This is a genomic window from Microbacterium sp. T3-8 (assembly GCF_055398145.1).
In genome coordinates this window covers 570,955-585,587 of record NZ_AP027918.1, presented here as the reverse complement: position 1 = coordinate 585,587, position 14,633 = coordinate 570,955, and the positions used below count along the sequence as shown (strand labels likewise).

The 14,633-nt window shown below is 63.3% G+C and carries 15 protein-coding genes and 1 pseudogene; 11 read left to right on the top strand and 5 right to left on the bottom strand.

What is annotated here, in order from left to right:
- The first annotated feature begins 40 nt into the window (after positions 1–40).
- Positions 41–1,297, top strand: a complete 1,257-nt coding sequence (locus ACZ5Y9_RS02795) for an MFS transporter (RefSeq protein ID WP_464472217.1) — start codon at positions 41–43, stop codon at positions 1,295–1,297.
- Positions 1,298–1,432: 135 nt separating this feature from the next.
- Here the strand turns inward: ACZ5Y9_RS02795 and ACZ5Y9_RS02790 are convergent, their stop codons facing one another.
- Genes ACZ5Y9_RS02790 through ACZ5Y9_RS02780 form a run of 3 tightly spaced genes read right to left on the bottom strand, consistent with a single transcriptional unit; the run spans position 1,433 to position 2,560 of the window.
- Positions 1,433–1,669, bottom strand: coding sequence for a hypothetical protein (locus ACZ5Y9_RS02790; protein WP_464472216.1), 237 nt, complete (start codon positions 1,667–1,669; stop codon positions 1,433–1,435).
- Positions 1,662–2,225 (bottom strand): hypothetical protein, encoded by a 564-nt coding sequence (locus ACZ5Y9_RS02785; RefSeq protein WP_464472215.1) that lies wholly within the window; start codon positions 2,223–2,225, stop codon positions 1,662–1,664. Before ACZ5Y9_RS02785 ends, ACZ5Y9_RS02790 begins: the two co-directional genes overlap by 8 nt.
- An 11-nt stretch (positions 2,226–2,236) precedes the next feature.
- Complete coding sequence (locus tag ACZ5Y9_RS02780) at positions 2,237–2,560, bottom strand: hypothetical protein (RefSeq protein ID WP_464472214.1); 324 nt, start codon at positions 2,558–2,560, stop codon at positions 2,237–2,239.
- Positions 2,561–2,873: 313 nt separating this feature from the next.
- Between ACZ5Y9_RS02780 and ACZ5Y9_RS02775 the strand changes: the two genes are divergently transcribed.
- Positions 2,874–4,811, top strand: coding sequence for an SIR2 family protein (locus ACZ5Y9_RS02775; protein WP_464472213.1), 1,938 nt, complete (start codon positions 2,874–2,876; stop codon positions 4,809–4,811).
- A 61-nt stretch (positions 4,812–4,872) separates the two neighbouring features.
- Here ACZ5Y9_RS02775 and ACZ5Y9_RS02770 read toward each other — a convergent pair whose 3' ends face one another.
- On the bottom strand, positions 4,873–5,532 hold the full coding sequence (locus tag ACZ5Y9_RS02770) for a hypothetical protein (protein WP_464472212.1): 660 nt from the start codon (positions 5,530–5,532) through the stop codon (positions 4,873–4,875).
- Positions 5,533–5,604: 72 nt separating this feature from the next.
- On the opposite strand from ACZ5Y9_RS02770, the pseudogene ACZ5Y9_RS02765 reads away from it, so the two are divergent.
- The 5 genes and pseudogenes from ACZ5Y9_RS02765 to ACZ5Y9_RS02745 form a co-directional block, all read left to right on the top strand.
- Positions 5,605–5,727 (top strand): annotated as a pseudogene (locus ACZ5Y9_RS02765) (hypothetical protein); the annotation flags it as partial.
- A 117-nt stretch (positions 5,728–5,844) separates the two neighbouring features.
- Positions 5,845–6,588 (top strand): SHOCT domain-containing protein, encoded by a 744-nt coding sequence (locus ACZ5Y9_RS02760; RefSeq protein ID WP_464472762.1) that lies wholly within the window; start codon positions 5,845–5,847, stop codon positions 6,586–6,588.
- Positions 6,589–6,591: 3 nt separating this feature from the next.
- The gene (locus ACZ5Y9_RS02755) at positions 6,592–8,379 is read left to right on the top strand and encodes a GmrSD restriction endonuclease domain-containing protein (RefSeq protein ID WP_464472211.1); all 1,788 of its coding nucleotides are present in this window, start codon (positions 6,592–6,594) and stop codon (positions 8,377–8,379) included.
- A 36-nt stretch (positions 8,380–8,415) separates the two neighbouring features.
- Positions 8,416–9,354 carry an ADP-ribosylglycohydrolase family protein gene (locus ACZ5Y9_RS02750; RefSeq protein ID WP_464472210.1) on the top strand — a complete coding sequence of 313 codons (939 nt, stop codon included), beginning with the start codon at positions 8,416–8,418 and terminating at the stop codon, positions 9,352–9,354.
- Positions 9,355–9,454: 100 nt separating this feature from the next.
- Positions 9,455–10,237, top strand: a complete 783-nt coding sequence (locus ACZ5Y9_RS02745; RefSeq protein WP_464472209.1) for a DUF4839 domain-containing protein — start codon at positions 9,455–9,457, stop codon at positions 10,235–10,237.
- A 41-nt stretch (positions 10,238–10,278) separates the two neighbouring features.
- On the opposite strand, the gene ACZ5Y9_RS02740 is transcribed toward ACZ5Y9_RS02745, so the two are convergent.
- Positions 10,279–11,181, bottom strand: a complete 903-nt coding sequence (locus ACZ5Y9_RS02740; protein ID WP_464472208.1) for a restriction endonuclease — start codon at positions 11,179–11,181, stop codon at positions 10,279–10,281.
- Between ACZ5Y9_RS02740 and ACZ5Y9_RS02735 the strand changes: the two genes are divergently transcribed.
- From ACZ5Y9_RS02735 to ACZ5Y9_RS02720, 4 genes are all read left to right on the top strand, one after another.
- Entirely contained in the window at positions 11,141–11,449 is a 309-nt protein-coding gene (locus ACZ5Y9_RS02735; RefSeq protein WP_464472207.1) for a DUF2510 domain-containing protein, read from the top strand. The two genes, ACZ5Y9_RS02740 and ACZ5Y9_RS02735, sit on opposite strands and share 41 nt — an antisense overlap.
- Positions 11,356–12,222, top strand: a complete 867-nt coding sequence (locus ACZ5Y9_RS02730) for a G5 domain-containing protein (RefSeq protein ID WP_464472206.1) — start codon at positions 11,356–11,358, stop codon at positions 12,220–12,222. Before ACZ5Y9_RS02735 ends, ACZ5Y9_RS02730 begins: the two co-directional genes overlap by 94 nt.
- 162 nt (positions 12,223–12,384) lie before the next feature.
- A complete protein-coding gene (locus ACZ5Y9_RS02725; RefSeq protein ID WP_464472205.1) occupies positions 12,385–12,825 on the top strand; it encodes a hypothetical protein in 441 nt (146 codons plus the stop codon).
- 113 nt (positions 12,826–12,938) lie between these two features.
- Complete coding sequence (locus ACZ5Y9_RS02720; protein ID WP_464472204.1) at positions 12,939–14,528, top strand: HsdM family class I SAM-dependent methyltransferase; 1,590 nt, start codon at positions 12,939–12,941, stop codon at positions 14,526–14,528.
- Positions 14,529–14,633 lie beyond the last annotated feature (105 nt).

Below are 14,633 nucleotides of genomic sequence, written 5' to 3'. Positions count from 1 at the left end.
CGGATGGTTCGAGAAAACTCGAACGGTTGAGGAGCGCCGCATGACCAGTACCGAGTCGATCACCGTGCCGCCGCAGCGCGGTGGGACCCTTCGACAGGCTCAGGGAGCCCGCGCGGATCAGCGTCGCGACGGCATACGCTCCCGCCTCGGCTTCCCGCTCGCGGTCGTCGCGCAGATCGTGATGATGATGGGCGCGAGCGCGCCGTCGCCGTTCTACCCGGTGCTCGCGCAGCAGATCGGGTTCGACGCGATCGTCATCAGCGCGGTGTTCGCCGTGTACGCGGTGGCACTGCTGCTCACGCTCCTCACGGCCGGTTCGCTCTCCGACCGCATCGGCCGGCGGCCGGTGGCGGTCGGCGGATTCCTGCTGCTCGCCGCCAGCATGGTGCTGTTCTGGCATGCGGATGCCGTCGCCACCCTGTTCCTCGCCCGCATCCTGCAGGGCGCGGCGAGCGGTCTGCTCATCTCGGCGCTGTCGGCGACCGTGCTCGACTTCGCCCCGACCGGGCGCCCGAAGGCCGCGGCCCTCTGGAACTCGCTGAGCCCCGGCATCGGTCTCGCGTCCGGCGCACTCGTGTCGGCGGTGCTGCTCGACGTGACCGGCGAGGCCCTGCTCGACGTCTTCGCGCCGCTCACCACCGCGTACGTGCTGCTCGCCGCGCTGTTCTTCGCGATCCCCGAGACCGCGCCGCGTCGGCCCGGGGTCTGGGCGTCGCTGAGTTTCCGGTTGTCGGTGCCCACCGGCATCCGTTCGGATTTCTGGCGCGGTGCGCCCGCGATCATCGCGGGCTGGGCGACCGGCGGGCTGTTCCTCTCGCTCGGTGCGAACATCGTGCGCGGCGAGCTCGGCGGCGAGGCGCACGTGTGGCAGGGACTGGGCGTCGTGCTGCTCGCGGGGGTCGGCGCCGTCACGGCGTTCGCGATGCGACGGATGCCGGCGCGCACCACCGTCTTGTTCGGCACGGCGGCCCTGGCCGTCGGAACCGCGCTGTCGCTCGCGGCGCTCTCGGTGCAGTCGCTTCCCTTCTATCTCGTCGCCGCGGGAGTCACGGGCATGGGCTTCGGCACCGCGTTCTCGGGGGTGGTCGCGTCGCTCGAGCCGAAGATTCCCGCGACCGAGCGCGCCGACACGTTCGCCGTGATCTACGTGCTGGCGTATCTCGCGTTCGGGGTGCCGGCCGTGGCGGCGGGGCTGCTCGTGGGCGTCGTCGGGCTCGAGGCGGTGTGCTTCGGATACGGGGTCGTCGTGATCGCGCTGGCGGCGGTGGCGTTCGTGCTGCGGGTGCGGCGGGCGTAGGTGCGGGGGATGCGGCCTCTTGTGCACGGATCGGTGCGCGTGCACGGATCGGTTGTGCACGGAGCGGTGCGAAACGACGGTTCTGAGCGCCCATAACCGACATATGGCACCGATCAGTGCACGCTTGCGCACCGATCAGTGCGCGCGTCGGCGCTTCTCGCCCTGCGGAACCCACGTCCAGCGCAGCGCCGGGCCGTCGATCTGCGTCACGGTGAAGCGGCGCGCGCAGGTCGTGCACTCGACGCGGTAGGTCATCGACCAGCCGGGCTCGGACGTCTCGACGATCCGCACGCGACCGGCGCGTTGCTCGTCGTTCGGGTCGGTGCGGTCACCGTCGCGGTACGGATCGCAGCACGGATGCCGGTCACTCACCGGCGTCCTCCGGCCAGGTCCAGCTCGCGTTCGCTTCGCGCACCTGCTTCTCGACTCGGCGGCGGTGCGAGGTCGCGCGTTTGGTGTCGGCGTTGCCGAGCACCGGCCAGCGCCACTCGGCGGGGAAGATGTGGAGCGCGAGCGTCGTCGCGTCGGGAGTGTGCGGATCGACGGCGTGCACGAGCGTGAACGCGTAGTCCTGCACCCGCCACACCGCACGCGGGAACGACACGAGCTTCTCCCGACTCAGCACGCGGCCGTATCCCTCATCGGGGTCGAGCGGCGATTCCGCGTGGAACCCGTCTCCTCCGTAGAAGTGGACGAACGCCATCTCGAGCTCGCGCCGGAGCGCCGGCATCCGTTCGTCGGGGTCGTCACCCTCGGACCGCGCCAGCGGGAAGATCCTCACCCGATCGTTCTCGACGATCCACGGGGTGAGCGCGCGCCAGTCGACCTCGACGTCGGGGCGCCCGTCGGGTCCGCGACGCTCACCCCGGCGGATGCGCAGGATCTCGTCGACGATCGCGAGACCGTCGGCGACCCGCACGAACGACACAGCGGATGCCGTCAGCCGAGGTTCGCCTGGATCTGACCAGCGAGCTTCTCGACGGCCTTCTTGTTCTTGACGCCGTCCATGAGTGCCGGCGGGCGGTTGTGGTGCACGTTCAGCCAGAGATGCACGTCGGACCCGGATGCCGCGGGCACGACCGTCGCGCGCCCGATGAGCTCCCAGTTGAGCATCGTCTTGCGGGTCTGAAAGTCGATCTGCGTGCCGTCGGGGCTCTGCCCAAGCACCTTCGCCTTGGTGTCGGCGAGGGTCTTCTGCACGGCTGCAGCAGTGGTCGCGGCGTCGGCGTTCGAGTGGAACGTGGTGGTGGCTTCGGATGACATGCGGGTCCCCTCCGGTTGGGATCGTGTGTGTCGGTGGGGCCAGGTTAGCGGGTGGGACGGACGGGGTCGCGGAGGGTTGACAGTACCTCCGGTTCCTGAGCGAGGAGCGGAGCGACGAGACGAAGGGCCGCACACGCCACTGGACCCCTGAGCCTGTCGAAGGGTCCCACCCCGGCGGCTCCTGAGCGAAGAGCGCATCCACGAGACTAATGGTCTCGACGGGACTGCACTCTGTAGCTGTCGAAAACAGCGGCTGCGCATCTACCGTCTTCTCAACCTTTCGCCGCGAAGGCATGCCTGTCAGGATCGGCTCATGACTTCGACACTCGAGCCGCCGCCTCATGTCTTCGTTATCAAAGGCGATGTTCGCCGCTTCGCATGTGACGCGTTCATGTGGACCTCGGACAAAGAGCTCCGGGCGGAGGGCGGATGGCGAGACGCCGGTGATCACGTCGAACAGCGCTTGGATCCAAACATCCGTGCTGATTATCAAGCCGAGTTGCGATTTACACTCCCGCTGAATCCACAAGACGGTTTAGAGCGGGATCCGCAAATCATCATCACCGCCGTCCCGTACGGTGGCATAGACCGCGCGTCTGACATCCTCCCTCGCGTCCATGAGTTCTTCGCCGTCGCGGCGAAGGCGGCGTCCGAACGTCGAACCGGCCCTACGCGCGGCGCCGACAGCCTCCCGCTTCTCGCCGTGCCACTCTTCGGCGTCGGGGGAGGCGGTGGTGGACCCGTCCGCGGTGAGATCTTCCGAGAGCTTTACGACGCATGCCGCGAAGCAGCGAAGGAGTACCGGGTCGACATTGCGATCGTGCTACGAACTGCTCGAGACTATGACCTCGCCCAAGCGATACGTCGCGCAGACCGCCAAGCCTGGCCCGGATTGACGAAGGAACAACTGAAGACGGCCACTCGCCTGGGATCAGAAGCTCATGATGCGAGACTCGTCCCATTTATGGGTGCGGGCATCAGCGTGTCCGCGGGCGCTCCGAACTGGGCCGGACTTATCGAGTCACTCGCCCGCACGGCAGGACTGGACGAATCGGTCGCAGCAGACCTCGCGAAAAACCATGATGTACTCGATCAAGCTGGATACCTTCATCGAGAGTTTGATCGGGTGTTCCCGGGAGATCCGGACGCTTTCACTCGCCAAGTCATCGAAGCGGTCGACATGCGACGCTACGGGCTCGCGCCCGCTCTCCTTGCCGCGCTGGACTCAGAGCAAGCCGTCACGCTGAACTACGACGAGCTCTTCGAATTGGCAGCCGACGATGGCGGGATGCCGCGGAGAGTGATTCCCGGCGACGCGACTGATCCCGAACGCTGGTTGCTGAAACTGCACGGAAGCGTCACCGACCCGAACTCAATCGTCCTCACGCGCGACGACTACCTGAGTTTCAACGCCGACCGTGCGGCACTGAGTTCGTTGGTGAAAGCAACGCTGATGACCCGACGCTTGCTCTTCACTGGCTTCGGCGTCAATGACCCGCACTTTCACGAGATCGTTCACGACGTCCGCCGCGCGTTGCCCGCAACGGGTGGCCCGTTCGGCACCGTGCTCACGCTCAAGGACAGCTCTACGACCAGCCGCCTCTGGCAAGGCGACTTGGAGTTCGTCGTTCTGGCGAGTCCGCGCTTGCACGACATTTTTCTCGATGCAGTTCTCGCTCACTCCGCATCGACTCATTCCTATCTTCTTGCGAGCGGGTACGCCGAAGCACTCGCCCCGGCCGACGCGGCGCTGAGGGCTGCCTTGCTCGCCTTCTCTGCCGCGGTTCCCGATGAAGCGAAGGAGAGTAGCGTCTGGCCCGTCATCGCGAACAGTCTGTTGGAGCTCGGGGACTCGACCGTTGCGGACCTGGACTCCTCTTCTGTCGTACCGACCCGAGTCGAAGCAGCCAAGCTTGATCTCGATGAGGTGCCCGAGACGCCGGGGCTAGTCGCGTGGTTCCGCGACGGAGTATGCATTTACCTCAGCGCGAGCAGCAACCTTCGCCGCCGCATCACAGAACATCTATCCACGAGCCAGGATCTCACCCGAAGCAACTTGCGTGCCCGCGTCGCCGTTGACGTTCTCGGTGTCGATCGGGCGCGTGCCCGCAGGATCAGCCAAGAGCAAGCGGATGCCGTAGCCGAATGGTTGCGTCGTTGCGACGTAGGGTGGCTCGTAACCGACCGGCGCTCTGATGCGGCTCGGCTGAGAACGCAACTGCTCGAGCGCATACGGCCGAGGTTCAACTGAGCGTGATCGTGCCGACTGGCGTCACGAGTGGCCCGAGCTAAATGCTCCATCCCGGCGACGCTCAGCAGAAGTCACAGACTCCATTGGCTGGGAGGACCATCCCACACCCCGGTGTGGGACAGACTCGACTCTCCGCTTCTTCCTGCCGACGCTGGCCCGAGCTACGGCCGCCATCGCGAAGCTTGTTATAGGGGAACGGGATACCCTCCTGCGTCCCATCGTCGTTCTTGAACCAGACATACCCTTTATTCACCCAAGCAGTAGGCCGCGTCTCTCCGCGTGGAATCATCGCGATGTACTGACGACTGGGCGGGAGATAGAACGACACGAAGTCACGGCTGGCGACGAATGCACGAGCTGGCGCGATGTTCTCCACTGCAAGATGAAAGGCGTTGAGCGCGGCTTCGAACGCATCGAAAGTCAGTCGCCCCTCCTTCTTATCGAGGCCCTCGATGGTGAACCCGAGTTCATCGAGCCACCGCGCAGCCCCCTGCTTACCCCCAGAGAAGTCGTCGCTCGTGAGTCTCACGCCGTGCTGGCGCTCGTATGCCGCGGCGAAGATGGCTTTCGAGTCGTAGTTGCCTGAGTCTGTGACGAGGAAGTACTCCTTGGCTTCGCCGAATCCGTACTTCTCGAGGAAGACGAATCGGCCGAGTTGATCGCATTCAGCGAGCGCTTCTTCGACTGCATTGCGATCGGTGAGGGGTTCGAGTTGGGCCATGTTTCAGATGCTAGCGACGGACCCTCGTGAAGAGGACGGCACCCGACTGCTTCTTCGTGACCGCCGCCGCGCGTGCCAGCCGCCTCACCTGTGAGGCGCAGTGTCCTCCATTCATGCCAATATGAACGCGTGAGCGAGCAAGCACCAGCGGGCTGGTACCCGGACGGCAGCGGTAACGAAAGATTCTGGGACGGAGCATCCTGGACGGCCCATATCCGGACCCCTGCGCCGCCCGCGACGCCCACCACCCCGCCGCCGGTGGGCACAGTCGCTGTGGCCGTTGCGACCTCCGAGGCCACCGGAGGCACAAGCGTGTTCGCCAAGATCAGCGCGGCCCGCAAGAAGGCGATTGCCGACAAAGAATCGGCTCGGGAGGAGAAAGAGCGCGCGCACACCGAACGTGCGCTTGCTGCCGGCCCGATGGTCACCAGCGGCGTCTTCGGCACCTCGACGATCGAGATCTACGAGGGTGGATATGTGCGTGTCGCTGAGGCCGAAGAAGGTGCTTCGACGGCCGCCAAGATCGAGAAGTACACGCCGTTCGAAAAGCTTCGCTCCATCTCGTTCGCGTCACCCGAGGCAGAGAAGCCCACCTCGGCTACGCCGAGTTTGCCTCTGGAAGGAGCCGTCATGCAGGCGATGTCTGGCCTCATGAAAGGCGGCAAAATGCTCGCAAAGGGAACCGTCGTCGGGCTCGCGACGGAGGGGGTGGCGCAGCTTGCGGCTAACGCCGCCCGAAAATCGAACCTCGTCATCACAACGGACAAGTCGATCTACACGCTGGTGAACCAGAAGAACAACGGCGCATTCAACGTGAGCTACAAGGAGCATGACGCGGTCGCCCGCGCGCTCGTCGACGCAGGAGAGTCTGTGCTCGGCGTGAACGCCGAGCACGAGGCCGAAGTCGCGGTAGAAGCAGTCGCGGTGGCTGCCGCCATTCCGGCCGCACCCACTCTGTCCGACCGTCTCCGAGAACTGTCGGCCTTGCACCAGGAGGGCATTCTGTCCGACGAAGAGTTCACCGCCGCCAAGGCAACATTGCTGGCTGGTCTGTAGACAATGGCCAAGTATTCCGTTCACCAACAGCCCGTAGACACACTCCTCTCGTGGGTGAAATCGGGTCAGGTCGCAATCCCCGAAATGCAGCGGCCGTTCGTGTGGGACTCCACCAAGGTCCGCGACCTCTTGGACTCGCTCTACAACGGCTTTCCGATCGGCTATCTCATCACCTGGCAGAGCGCAGATGTCGGGCTGAAGGACGGTTCGAAGTCCGCCTTCAGGCAGATCCTGATCGACGGACAGCAGCGCATCACCGCGATGACAGCCGCCCTCGTCGGTCAGCAAGTCGTCGACAAGTCCTATCGCAAAAAACGCATCAAGATCGCGTTCAACCCGGCAACGGAGAAGTTCGCGACGCTCACTCCCGTCATCGATCGAGACGCCGCGTGGATCTCAGACGTCGCTGAGTTCGTGAACGCTCCGAACTTCTCCGCGACCAAGGCGTATCTCGACGCGAACCCCGGGGTGGACGCCGAGGTCGCGCAGCGCTCGCTTGAGCGCCTCACGTCGATCAAGCAGGCCCAAGTCGGCATCATCACCCTCGCAGAAGACCTCGACATCGAGACCGTCACCGAGATCTTCATCCGCATCAACTCGAAGGGAGTGCCACTGAGCAGCGCTGACTTCGCGATGAGCAAGATCGCCAGCCATGGCCAGTTCGGTGCGAACCTGCGCAAGCTCATCGACTACTTCTGCCACCTATCTGTCGCGCCTCATGTGTACGACGACATCGCCGCCAACGACGCCGAGTTCGCAGCATCCCCTTACTTGAATGCCATCGCCTGGCTCAGGAACGACTCCTCCGATCTTTACGACCCGAGCTACACCGACGTCATTCGCGTCGCCGGCATCAAAGAGTTCGGGCGTGGTAAGGTCGCCGCACTCGTGAGCGTGCTGTCGGGTCGCGACTTCGAATCGCGATCGTTCGACGAAGCACTCGCTGTCGAATCGTTCGAACGGCTCGACCGCGTGTTGCTCGAGATCGTCAACGAGCGCAACTTCCGCCAGTTCACGCTGACGATTCGGTCGGCGGGATTCATCGCACCGCGTCTCATCAGTTCCAAGAACGCGCTAAACTTCGCCTACGCGCTTTACTTGAAACTTCGTTCCGAGCGCACGCTGAACGAAGCGGACATCAAGTACGTGGTGCGCAAGTGGTTCGTGATGTCAATCCTCACGGGGCGTTACACCGGCAGCTTCGAGACCGCCTTCGAGGCCGATATCAAGCGGATCGACGAGCTCGGCGCGCGACGCGCCCTGGACGATATCGAAGCATCGCAACTCGCGGCGAACTTCTGGGACGTCGCCTTGCCGATGGACATGAAATCGTCGAGCGTGCGCAGTCCGTACTTCCTCACGTTCCTCGCCGCTCAGGTGCACCGAGGCGCAAAGGGATTCCTGTCGAAGAACATCACGATCTCGAGCATGATCGAGGAAGTCGGCGACATCCATCACATCGTGCCGAAGAACTATCTGATCAAGAGCGGAATCAACGATCGGAGCGACTACAACCAGATCGCGAATTTCGCCTTGACCGAAACGCCGATCAATATTGCGATCAAGGACCGAGCCCCGTCGGACTATATGGGCATCGTCGGCGCGCAAGTGTCATCGGGGGATCTTCGTTTGGGCGAGATCGTTTCGACCGAGGATCTCGAGAGAAACTTCTTGATGAACGCCGTGCCGACGGATCTCAGCGCGACAACTGCAGATACGTACGAGCGGTTCCTGGGCGACCGTCGCGCACTGATGGCGCGTTACATTCGCGCCTATTACAACGCGCTCTAGAACGTTCACTGCCATCGACCACCCCAGGGAAACCTCATGCCCCTCACCGCCCCTCAGCTCGACCGCGCGGTCGGTACCGTGCTCGCCTCGGCCGCCGGCGATGCGCTCGGGTCGCAGTACGAGTTCGGTCCGGCGCTCGACGATGCGGTGACGCCAGTATTCGGCGTCGGGCAGTTCGGGCACGGCGTCGGCGAGTGGACCGATGACACGAGCATGGCCGTGCCGATCCTCGACGTGCTCGCGCGCGGTGATCGGCTGGAGGATGCCGCGTCGCGCGAGGAGATCGTCGGCCGCTGGATCGGATGGGCGCAGACCGCGAAAGACGTCGGCGCGCAGACCCGCGCGGTGCTCGCGCGCATCCCGCAGCCGTTCACCGAGGCCGATGTGCTCGCGGCATCCCGCGCCGAGCACGACCGCGCCGGACGCAGCGGAGGCAACGGGGCACTTATGCGCACGGGTCCGCTCGCGCTCGGGTATCTCGACCGGCCCGCCACAGAGCTCGCAGCCGCCGCCGAAGCGATCTCGCAGCTCACCCACTGGGAGCAGGACAGCGCATCGGCCTGCATCCTCTGGTCGGCGGCGATCCGGCACGCGATCCTCACCGGCGAGCTCGACGCCCGGGGTCAGCTGTCATTGCTGCCGGCGGCGGATGCTGCGCGCTGGGGCGCCTTGATCGATGAGGCGCTGGCGCCCGGGGCCCATCCGCGGGACTTCATGGCGCAGAACGGCTGGGTCGTGCGGGCGCTCCAGGGGGCGTTGGCTGCTGTGGCCGGGGCGTCGTCGCTGGTGGATGCGTTGGAGCGGACCGTGCGGGGTGGGGCGGATACGGACACCGTTGCCGCGATCGCCGGGGCGTTGGGCGGGGCGGTGTGGGGTGCTTCGGGGTTGCCCGGGGAGTGGGTCGGGGTGCTGCACGGGTGGCCGGGGTATTCGGCTCGGGATTTGCGGGGGCAGGTGGAAAAGGCCATCGAGTGAAGCGCACGCGCACGACACGTTGTTGGCATGAGCAGCGTCTCCGATGCGCCATGATCAGAGAAGCCCGCGAATTGCGGCGGCCACCTGACCAAGGATCTACGTGAGCAGTGAGAACAACTCGACGCCGTCGAGCCCCGATCGTGAAGTGAAGTACGACCTGACCACTGTTCGATCGGTGCGCGGGCTCGAAGCGCGAACGATCGCCAAGTGGGAGAAGGACGGCTGGGAGTTCGTGTCCCAAGAGGTCGGCAAGATCCAGACCCAGATCACACTTCGCCGACCCAAGACACCCGTCCCGTGGCGCACACTCGCGATCATCGGCGGTGTGTTGGCGGTGTGCGCCATCGTGATCGTGATCGGCGTCTCCGTGTCCGGTGGCGGGTCGAAGGAGCCTGAGGCATCTTCATCGCCCACCAGCTCAACCGCTGCGGAAGCGACTCCAGCTTCCGAAGCGCCGGTCGAATCGACTGAACCCGTCAAGCCGACAACCGACGAGATCCTCACTGCCGAGAACAACGCCGATCTCGCGGCGCTGCTGTCGGGACCATCGGACGGAGCACCTGTCGAGCAGTTCGCCGACACCTACGAGGGTCGCCTCATTGAGTTCGACGGCAGCATCGGCGCAATGGCTCAACACGGCGACTACAACACGCGCTACGACATCCTTATCGCCTCCGGCGATTACAGCGAAACGCAGAGTTTCGGCGGACCGAGCTTCCAGTTCCGTGATGTCAACACCACAAGCGACCTGCACTACGAGGGCGAGAACGTTCCCGACACGATCGGTGTCGGTCAGAACGTGCGGATCGTGGCACGGGTGGGGTCATTCGAGCCGGATTCGATGCTGTTCCTGCTGGAGCCGGTGAGCACGCGCTTCCGTTGAACTCAGCGAGACCTTCCCGTGGGAAAGACGACCCGAGGTCGCTAGGAGATCCCGTTGTACATGAGCGTCTTGGCGCGAGCGTTCATCGCTTCGAGCCCGGCGTTCTGCACGTCATAGACGAAGAGCGCGATGCCGGCATCGTCAGCGAAGTCCACGGCACCCGACGCATAGCCGACGCTCGTGAAGAAGAGCGCGTGGCGACCTTGGCGATCATTCGCCGCGACACCGGCTAGCTCGCGAATGGGCGCAACGCCCACGGCCTTCGAGAAGTGCTTCACCTGAGCGAAGCTCTTCTGCCCGACAACATCCATGCCGCCATCGCCCGTGTAGCTCGTGAGTTCGGCATCCGCCTCGCCGAGGTGACGCATCCACTGAGCGACAACCTCTTCCGCGCCGCGCGGGGTAACGCCTTCCGGGCGAGGGGACGGCGGCGGGAATGACCGATGGCGCGACGGTTCGATGGGCATGCCGACCTTGCGGCGGCGCCCCTCCAGCACTGAAAGCGCCCCTTGGAAGGCTGCGTCGTGCAGTTCAGCCACCGTTCTGTCGTACTTTGCGCTCGCGCGCTTGGATGCAGAGCGTGAGCCAATGGAAAGCAGCGCGACCAGGATGACGAGGGATGCCGTTACGCCGATGAATGGAAACGCCGGATATGCCGCCAACCACTGACGTGGTGAGTCGATCCAGTCGGGTAGATCGGGGAAGTCGGCAGGTAGGAGCCGCAGGACAGTGACGGCGGCAGCGACGATCAGCAGAACCGCGACCATGGCAACCCAGCCCTGCCAGGCTTCACTCGACCTGTCTTCGTCGGAACGGTGCAGGTTGATCTTCGGGCCGATCGTCCGGCGTAGGTGCTTGCGAAGCAGCTCGTCATCCACCCACGGATCCGGGATCGCGCGGGCGATGTCTCGCCCCATCTTGTTTGCCGTGTTCACAGACCTCACGCGATCATCCTGGCAGGAACGGGGGCGAGTAGATGCATCTGGATACAGATGCCGAAATATCGGTATTGTTCACGCATACCCGAGTCGAAGGACGGCGACGATGCCCGATATGCCCCCAGGTTGGTACGCCGACCCGCACCAGCCAGCGCAGCAGCGGTGGTGGGACGGAGCGCAGTGGAGCGAGAACACGGCTCCTCTGGGTCAGGCACCGCGGCGGCCGTCGCCGAGGCGCCCGCGGCGAAATCATCGCAGCTCAAGACCTGGCTGATTGTCGGCGGCGTCATCCTCGCGATCACGCTCCTTACCCGGAGTCTCGGGGTGCTGATGATGTTCGCCGGGCTGTTCCTCTTCTTTGTCGCGATCTATGGGATCGTGCGAGGGTCTGCGAAACTCTTCCGCGTTCGCTCGCGCGGCGCGGCGTTCGCCGCGCTCGGCATCGCGCTTGTGCTGATGTTCGCGGGCTCAGGGGCAAACGCAGTGCTGGGTGCGCCCGGGTCGGGTTCGAGCGAGGCGGGCTCGTCCGGCGCCTCAACTGAGCCCAAACCCTTCGCAGCGACCCCGACGGCGAAGCCGACACCGACTCCCGCCCCGAAACCCACGACGTTCGAAGAGATCGAGGAGACGACGGCCATCCCGTTCGAGCGCACCGCCGTCGACGACCCCAACATCGATGTCGGCCAGGCGCCGATCACCACGGTGGGGGCGGATGGAACGAAGGTCACGACATACAAGGTGACCTACGTCGACAGCATCGAGGTGTCGCGCGACATCGTCACCGAGGCAGTGACGGTTGCACCGGTGAACGAGGTCACATCGAACGGGACCCGCCAGCCTCCTCCCCCGCCCGCGCCGGTGCCGCTGGTGCAGCCCGCCGCGGAATGCCACGGGAGCTATGCGGGCGTGTGCGTGCCGATTGCGTCGGATGTTGACTGTGAAGGTGGCAGTGGGAACGGACCGGCATACGTTCGCGGGCCACTGCAAGTCGTGGGACCCGACGTGTACGACCTGGATCGCGATGGGAATGGGATCGCCTGCGACTGAGGAGCATCTCGCCTGGCGCCTTCGAGACTGCGTTCCGCAGCTCCCGCATTCCGCGAACCACTGTCTCTCCACACCTCGTCCGCGGAATGGGCTTCCTTCGGTTTTCGCACGCACCGCTGAGTCACCAGCCCAGCATGGGCGCCTGTAATGCACAGTTTCACAATGCTCATGTACACAGCCGCGCCGTTGCCCACATCAACTTACTCATCGACTTCGCCTGCGCTCGGCGAAACCCGCACGCTCACGCTCGACCTCGGACCATGCTTCACAGAAATGCAACACCTCCTTGGAGACACGATCAACGATCATCGAAGGCTGTCGTTCGCCATGTTTGAGGGGCCCCCACCTGAGCGGTCACTCTCGGGCGCATCCTTTCAAAGAGACTTCAACAACTTTCAAGTGCGGATGATCGCCATGGACCTAGAGCGAGTCTCAGCCGAAGCACCTGCGCCACGGATTCCGTGCATCCACGGCAGAGACATCCACATCGAAGAAGATCTCCACCGAGCAACCTGGTTCGCGCGCACCGTCGCCGACACAGGATTGGGCCTGCGATACAAAATCCGCGTCGACACGACGCGGGCAGAGCAGTACTCATCCTGAGCCACGGGGTGGCACTCCGGCGCGGCCATCCGAGCACGTCCTCGACCGCGAGTAGCGTAGAGCCCGACCCCAGAATCAACGTGAACAGATCACGCATCGAGAAGAGCAACAACATGGCACTCAGCGGCCCAGAGCACACTCTAGTGCGCGTCCCTATCATCGAGGCACTGAAAGTGCTCGGATGGACCGACCATCAGATGCAATGGCAGCCTGAGTGGCGCGTGCCGAAATCGCCGAGCGAAGCAAGCCGCCGGGAAGGGCGGCACGGCTTCGCCGGATGGCCAGTTGACCTCGTCCTGTTCGAAGATGCTGAGGCACCTGCCGACTGGCAAAACGTTCTCGCCATCTTCGAGCTGAAGGCGCCAACCAGCAAAAGTGGCATCTCACAACTAGAAACGTACCTTGCCCGAGAACCCCGCGCAAGGTTTGGCGTTTGGTCGAACGGTGCGTCAACTGCTTTCGTATGGAAATTACCTGACGGAAGTTTCAAACACACTCGACACGACGGCCTGCGGCTTCCCGCTCCAAATGATGATTTTATTCACCCAACCCATAAAGCAATTGTCTGGACCGACCTCAACACGCCGTCCGAAATTGACCTGCGCACTTCCTTCCGCGCATTGCTCGATCTGGTAGTTGCAAGGGACAGCGTGGTCACGCGCTCAGAATCTCAGCTAGACCAGTTGTGCAATCTTCTCCTATTGAAGCTAGAGTCAGACATCTTCGCAAAACTGTCCCCGAAGAATCCTGTGATCTTTCAGCTTCGCGAGAACGAACGAGCGACAGGTATACACATCCGAGAAGCATTCGCCGAGCTCGTGAAGAGCCGCGAGGAAATCTTCCGTGACGAGCATGCTCCACAACTACTTTTCGATGATCACACGATTAGTGAGGTCGTGTTTGCTTGGTCAGGCTGGAGCTTACTCGATGTAGGCGCGGAAGCAGTATCGAATGCTTTTCAAGTATTCCGTCGCGCGAACCTTAAAGCCGGCGAGGGACAGTACTTCACACCATCGCGAGTAATCGAAAGCGCAGTCCGAATCATGGACGTTCGCCCGGAGGACAAGATAATCGACCCCGCCTGCGGCACGGGGGGCTTCTTAGTTGAAGCCTTCAGGCAGCTCGCGGCTAGCATCGGCGATGATGCAGCCGTACGCACATGGGCGCACCGAAATGTCTTCGGGGTCGATAAAGACTCAATTAACGTCAAACTCACCCGAGCAATGATGCTCGTCCTCGGTGATGGCAGTGCTCACATTCACATCGGCGACTCGCTCCGACAAGACCGCTGGGCAGCAGACTACCCGCTCTTGGAAACATCAATGCGAGACGATTCCTTCACCGTGGTGCTCACAAATCCCCCTTTTGGCGAAAACCTGAAGATCGCCGCCAGGGACTGTGAGGCAAACAAATACTCAATCTCCTCCGCCGCGGGGAAGGGTAAATATAAAGATCTCGAGATTGGGCTTGTATTTCTCGAGCGAGCGTACCGACTACTTCAACCTGGGGGAAGAATGGGAATCATTTTACCGGAAACCTACTTCTTTTCTCCGAGCTACTCCTACCTCGGCGAGTGGATGTCTACGCGTTTCATCATGAGAGGTGTAGTTAACATCCCGATGGAAGCTTTCCAAGGTTTTTGTCGCGCGAAGACAAATCTGTATGTCATGGAAAAGATCGAAGGTGAGAAACGTGGCGCATAAACCTCGTTGGTTTAGAGACGGGTTCGTTTACGTATCGCACGCAGAGACAGTCGGCATCAACAAAGATGGTAACGAACTGTACAAGATTGACGCCGCGACTGGAAC

Excerpts from the sequence above, each read along its gene's own strand:
- ACZ5Y9_RS02750 (WP_464472210.1), top strand. The coding sequence starts at position 8,416 with ATGCCCCTCACCGCCCCTCAGCTCGACCGCGCGGTCGGTACCGTGCTC.
- ACZ5Y9_RS02780 (WP_464472214.1), bottom strand. The coding sequence starts at position 2,560 with ATGTCATCCGAAGCCACCACCACGTTCCACTCGAACGCCGACGCCGCG.
- ACZ5Y9_RS02725 (WP_464472205.1), top strand. The coding sequence starts at position 12,385 with ATGCTCATGTACACAGCCGCGCCGTTGCCCACATCAACTTACTCATCG.
- ACZ5Y9_RS02755 (WP_464472211.1), top strand. The coding sequence starts at position 6,592 with ATGGCCAAGTATTCCGTTCACCAACAGCCCGTAGACACACTCCTCTCG.
- ACZ5Y9_RS02770 (WP_464472212.1), bottom strand. The coding sequence starts at position 5,532 with ATGGCCCAACTCGAACCCCTCACCGATCGCAATGCAGTCGAAGAAGCG.
- ACZ5Y9_RS02720 (WP_464472204.1), top strand. The coding sequence starts at position 12,939 with ATGGCACTCAGCGGCCCAGAGCACACTCTAGTGCGCGTCCCTATCATC.
- ACZ5Y9_RS02735 (WP_464472207.1), top strand. The coding sequence starts at position 11,141 with ATGTCTCGCCCCATCTTGTTTGCCGTGTTCACAGACCTCACGCGATCA.
- ACZ5Y9_RS02795 (WP_464472217.1), top strand. The coding sequence starts at position 41 with ATGACCAGTACCGAGTCGATCACCGTGCCGCCGCAGCGCGGTGGGACC.
- ACZ5Y9_RS02775 (WP_464472213.1), top strand. The coding sequence starts at position 2,874 with ATGACTTCGACACTCGAGCCGCCGCCTCATGTCTTCGTTATCAAAGGC.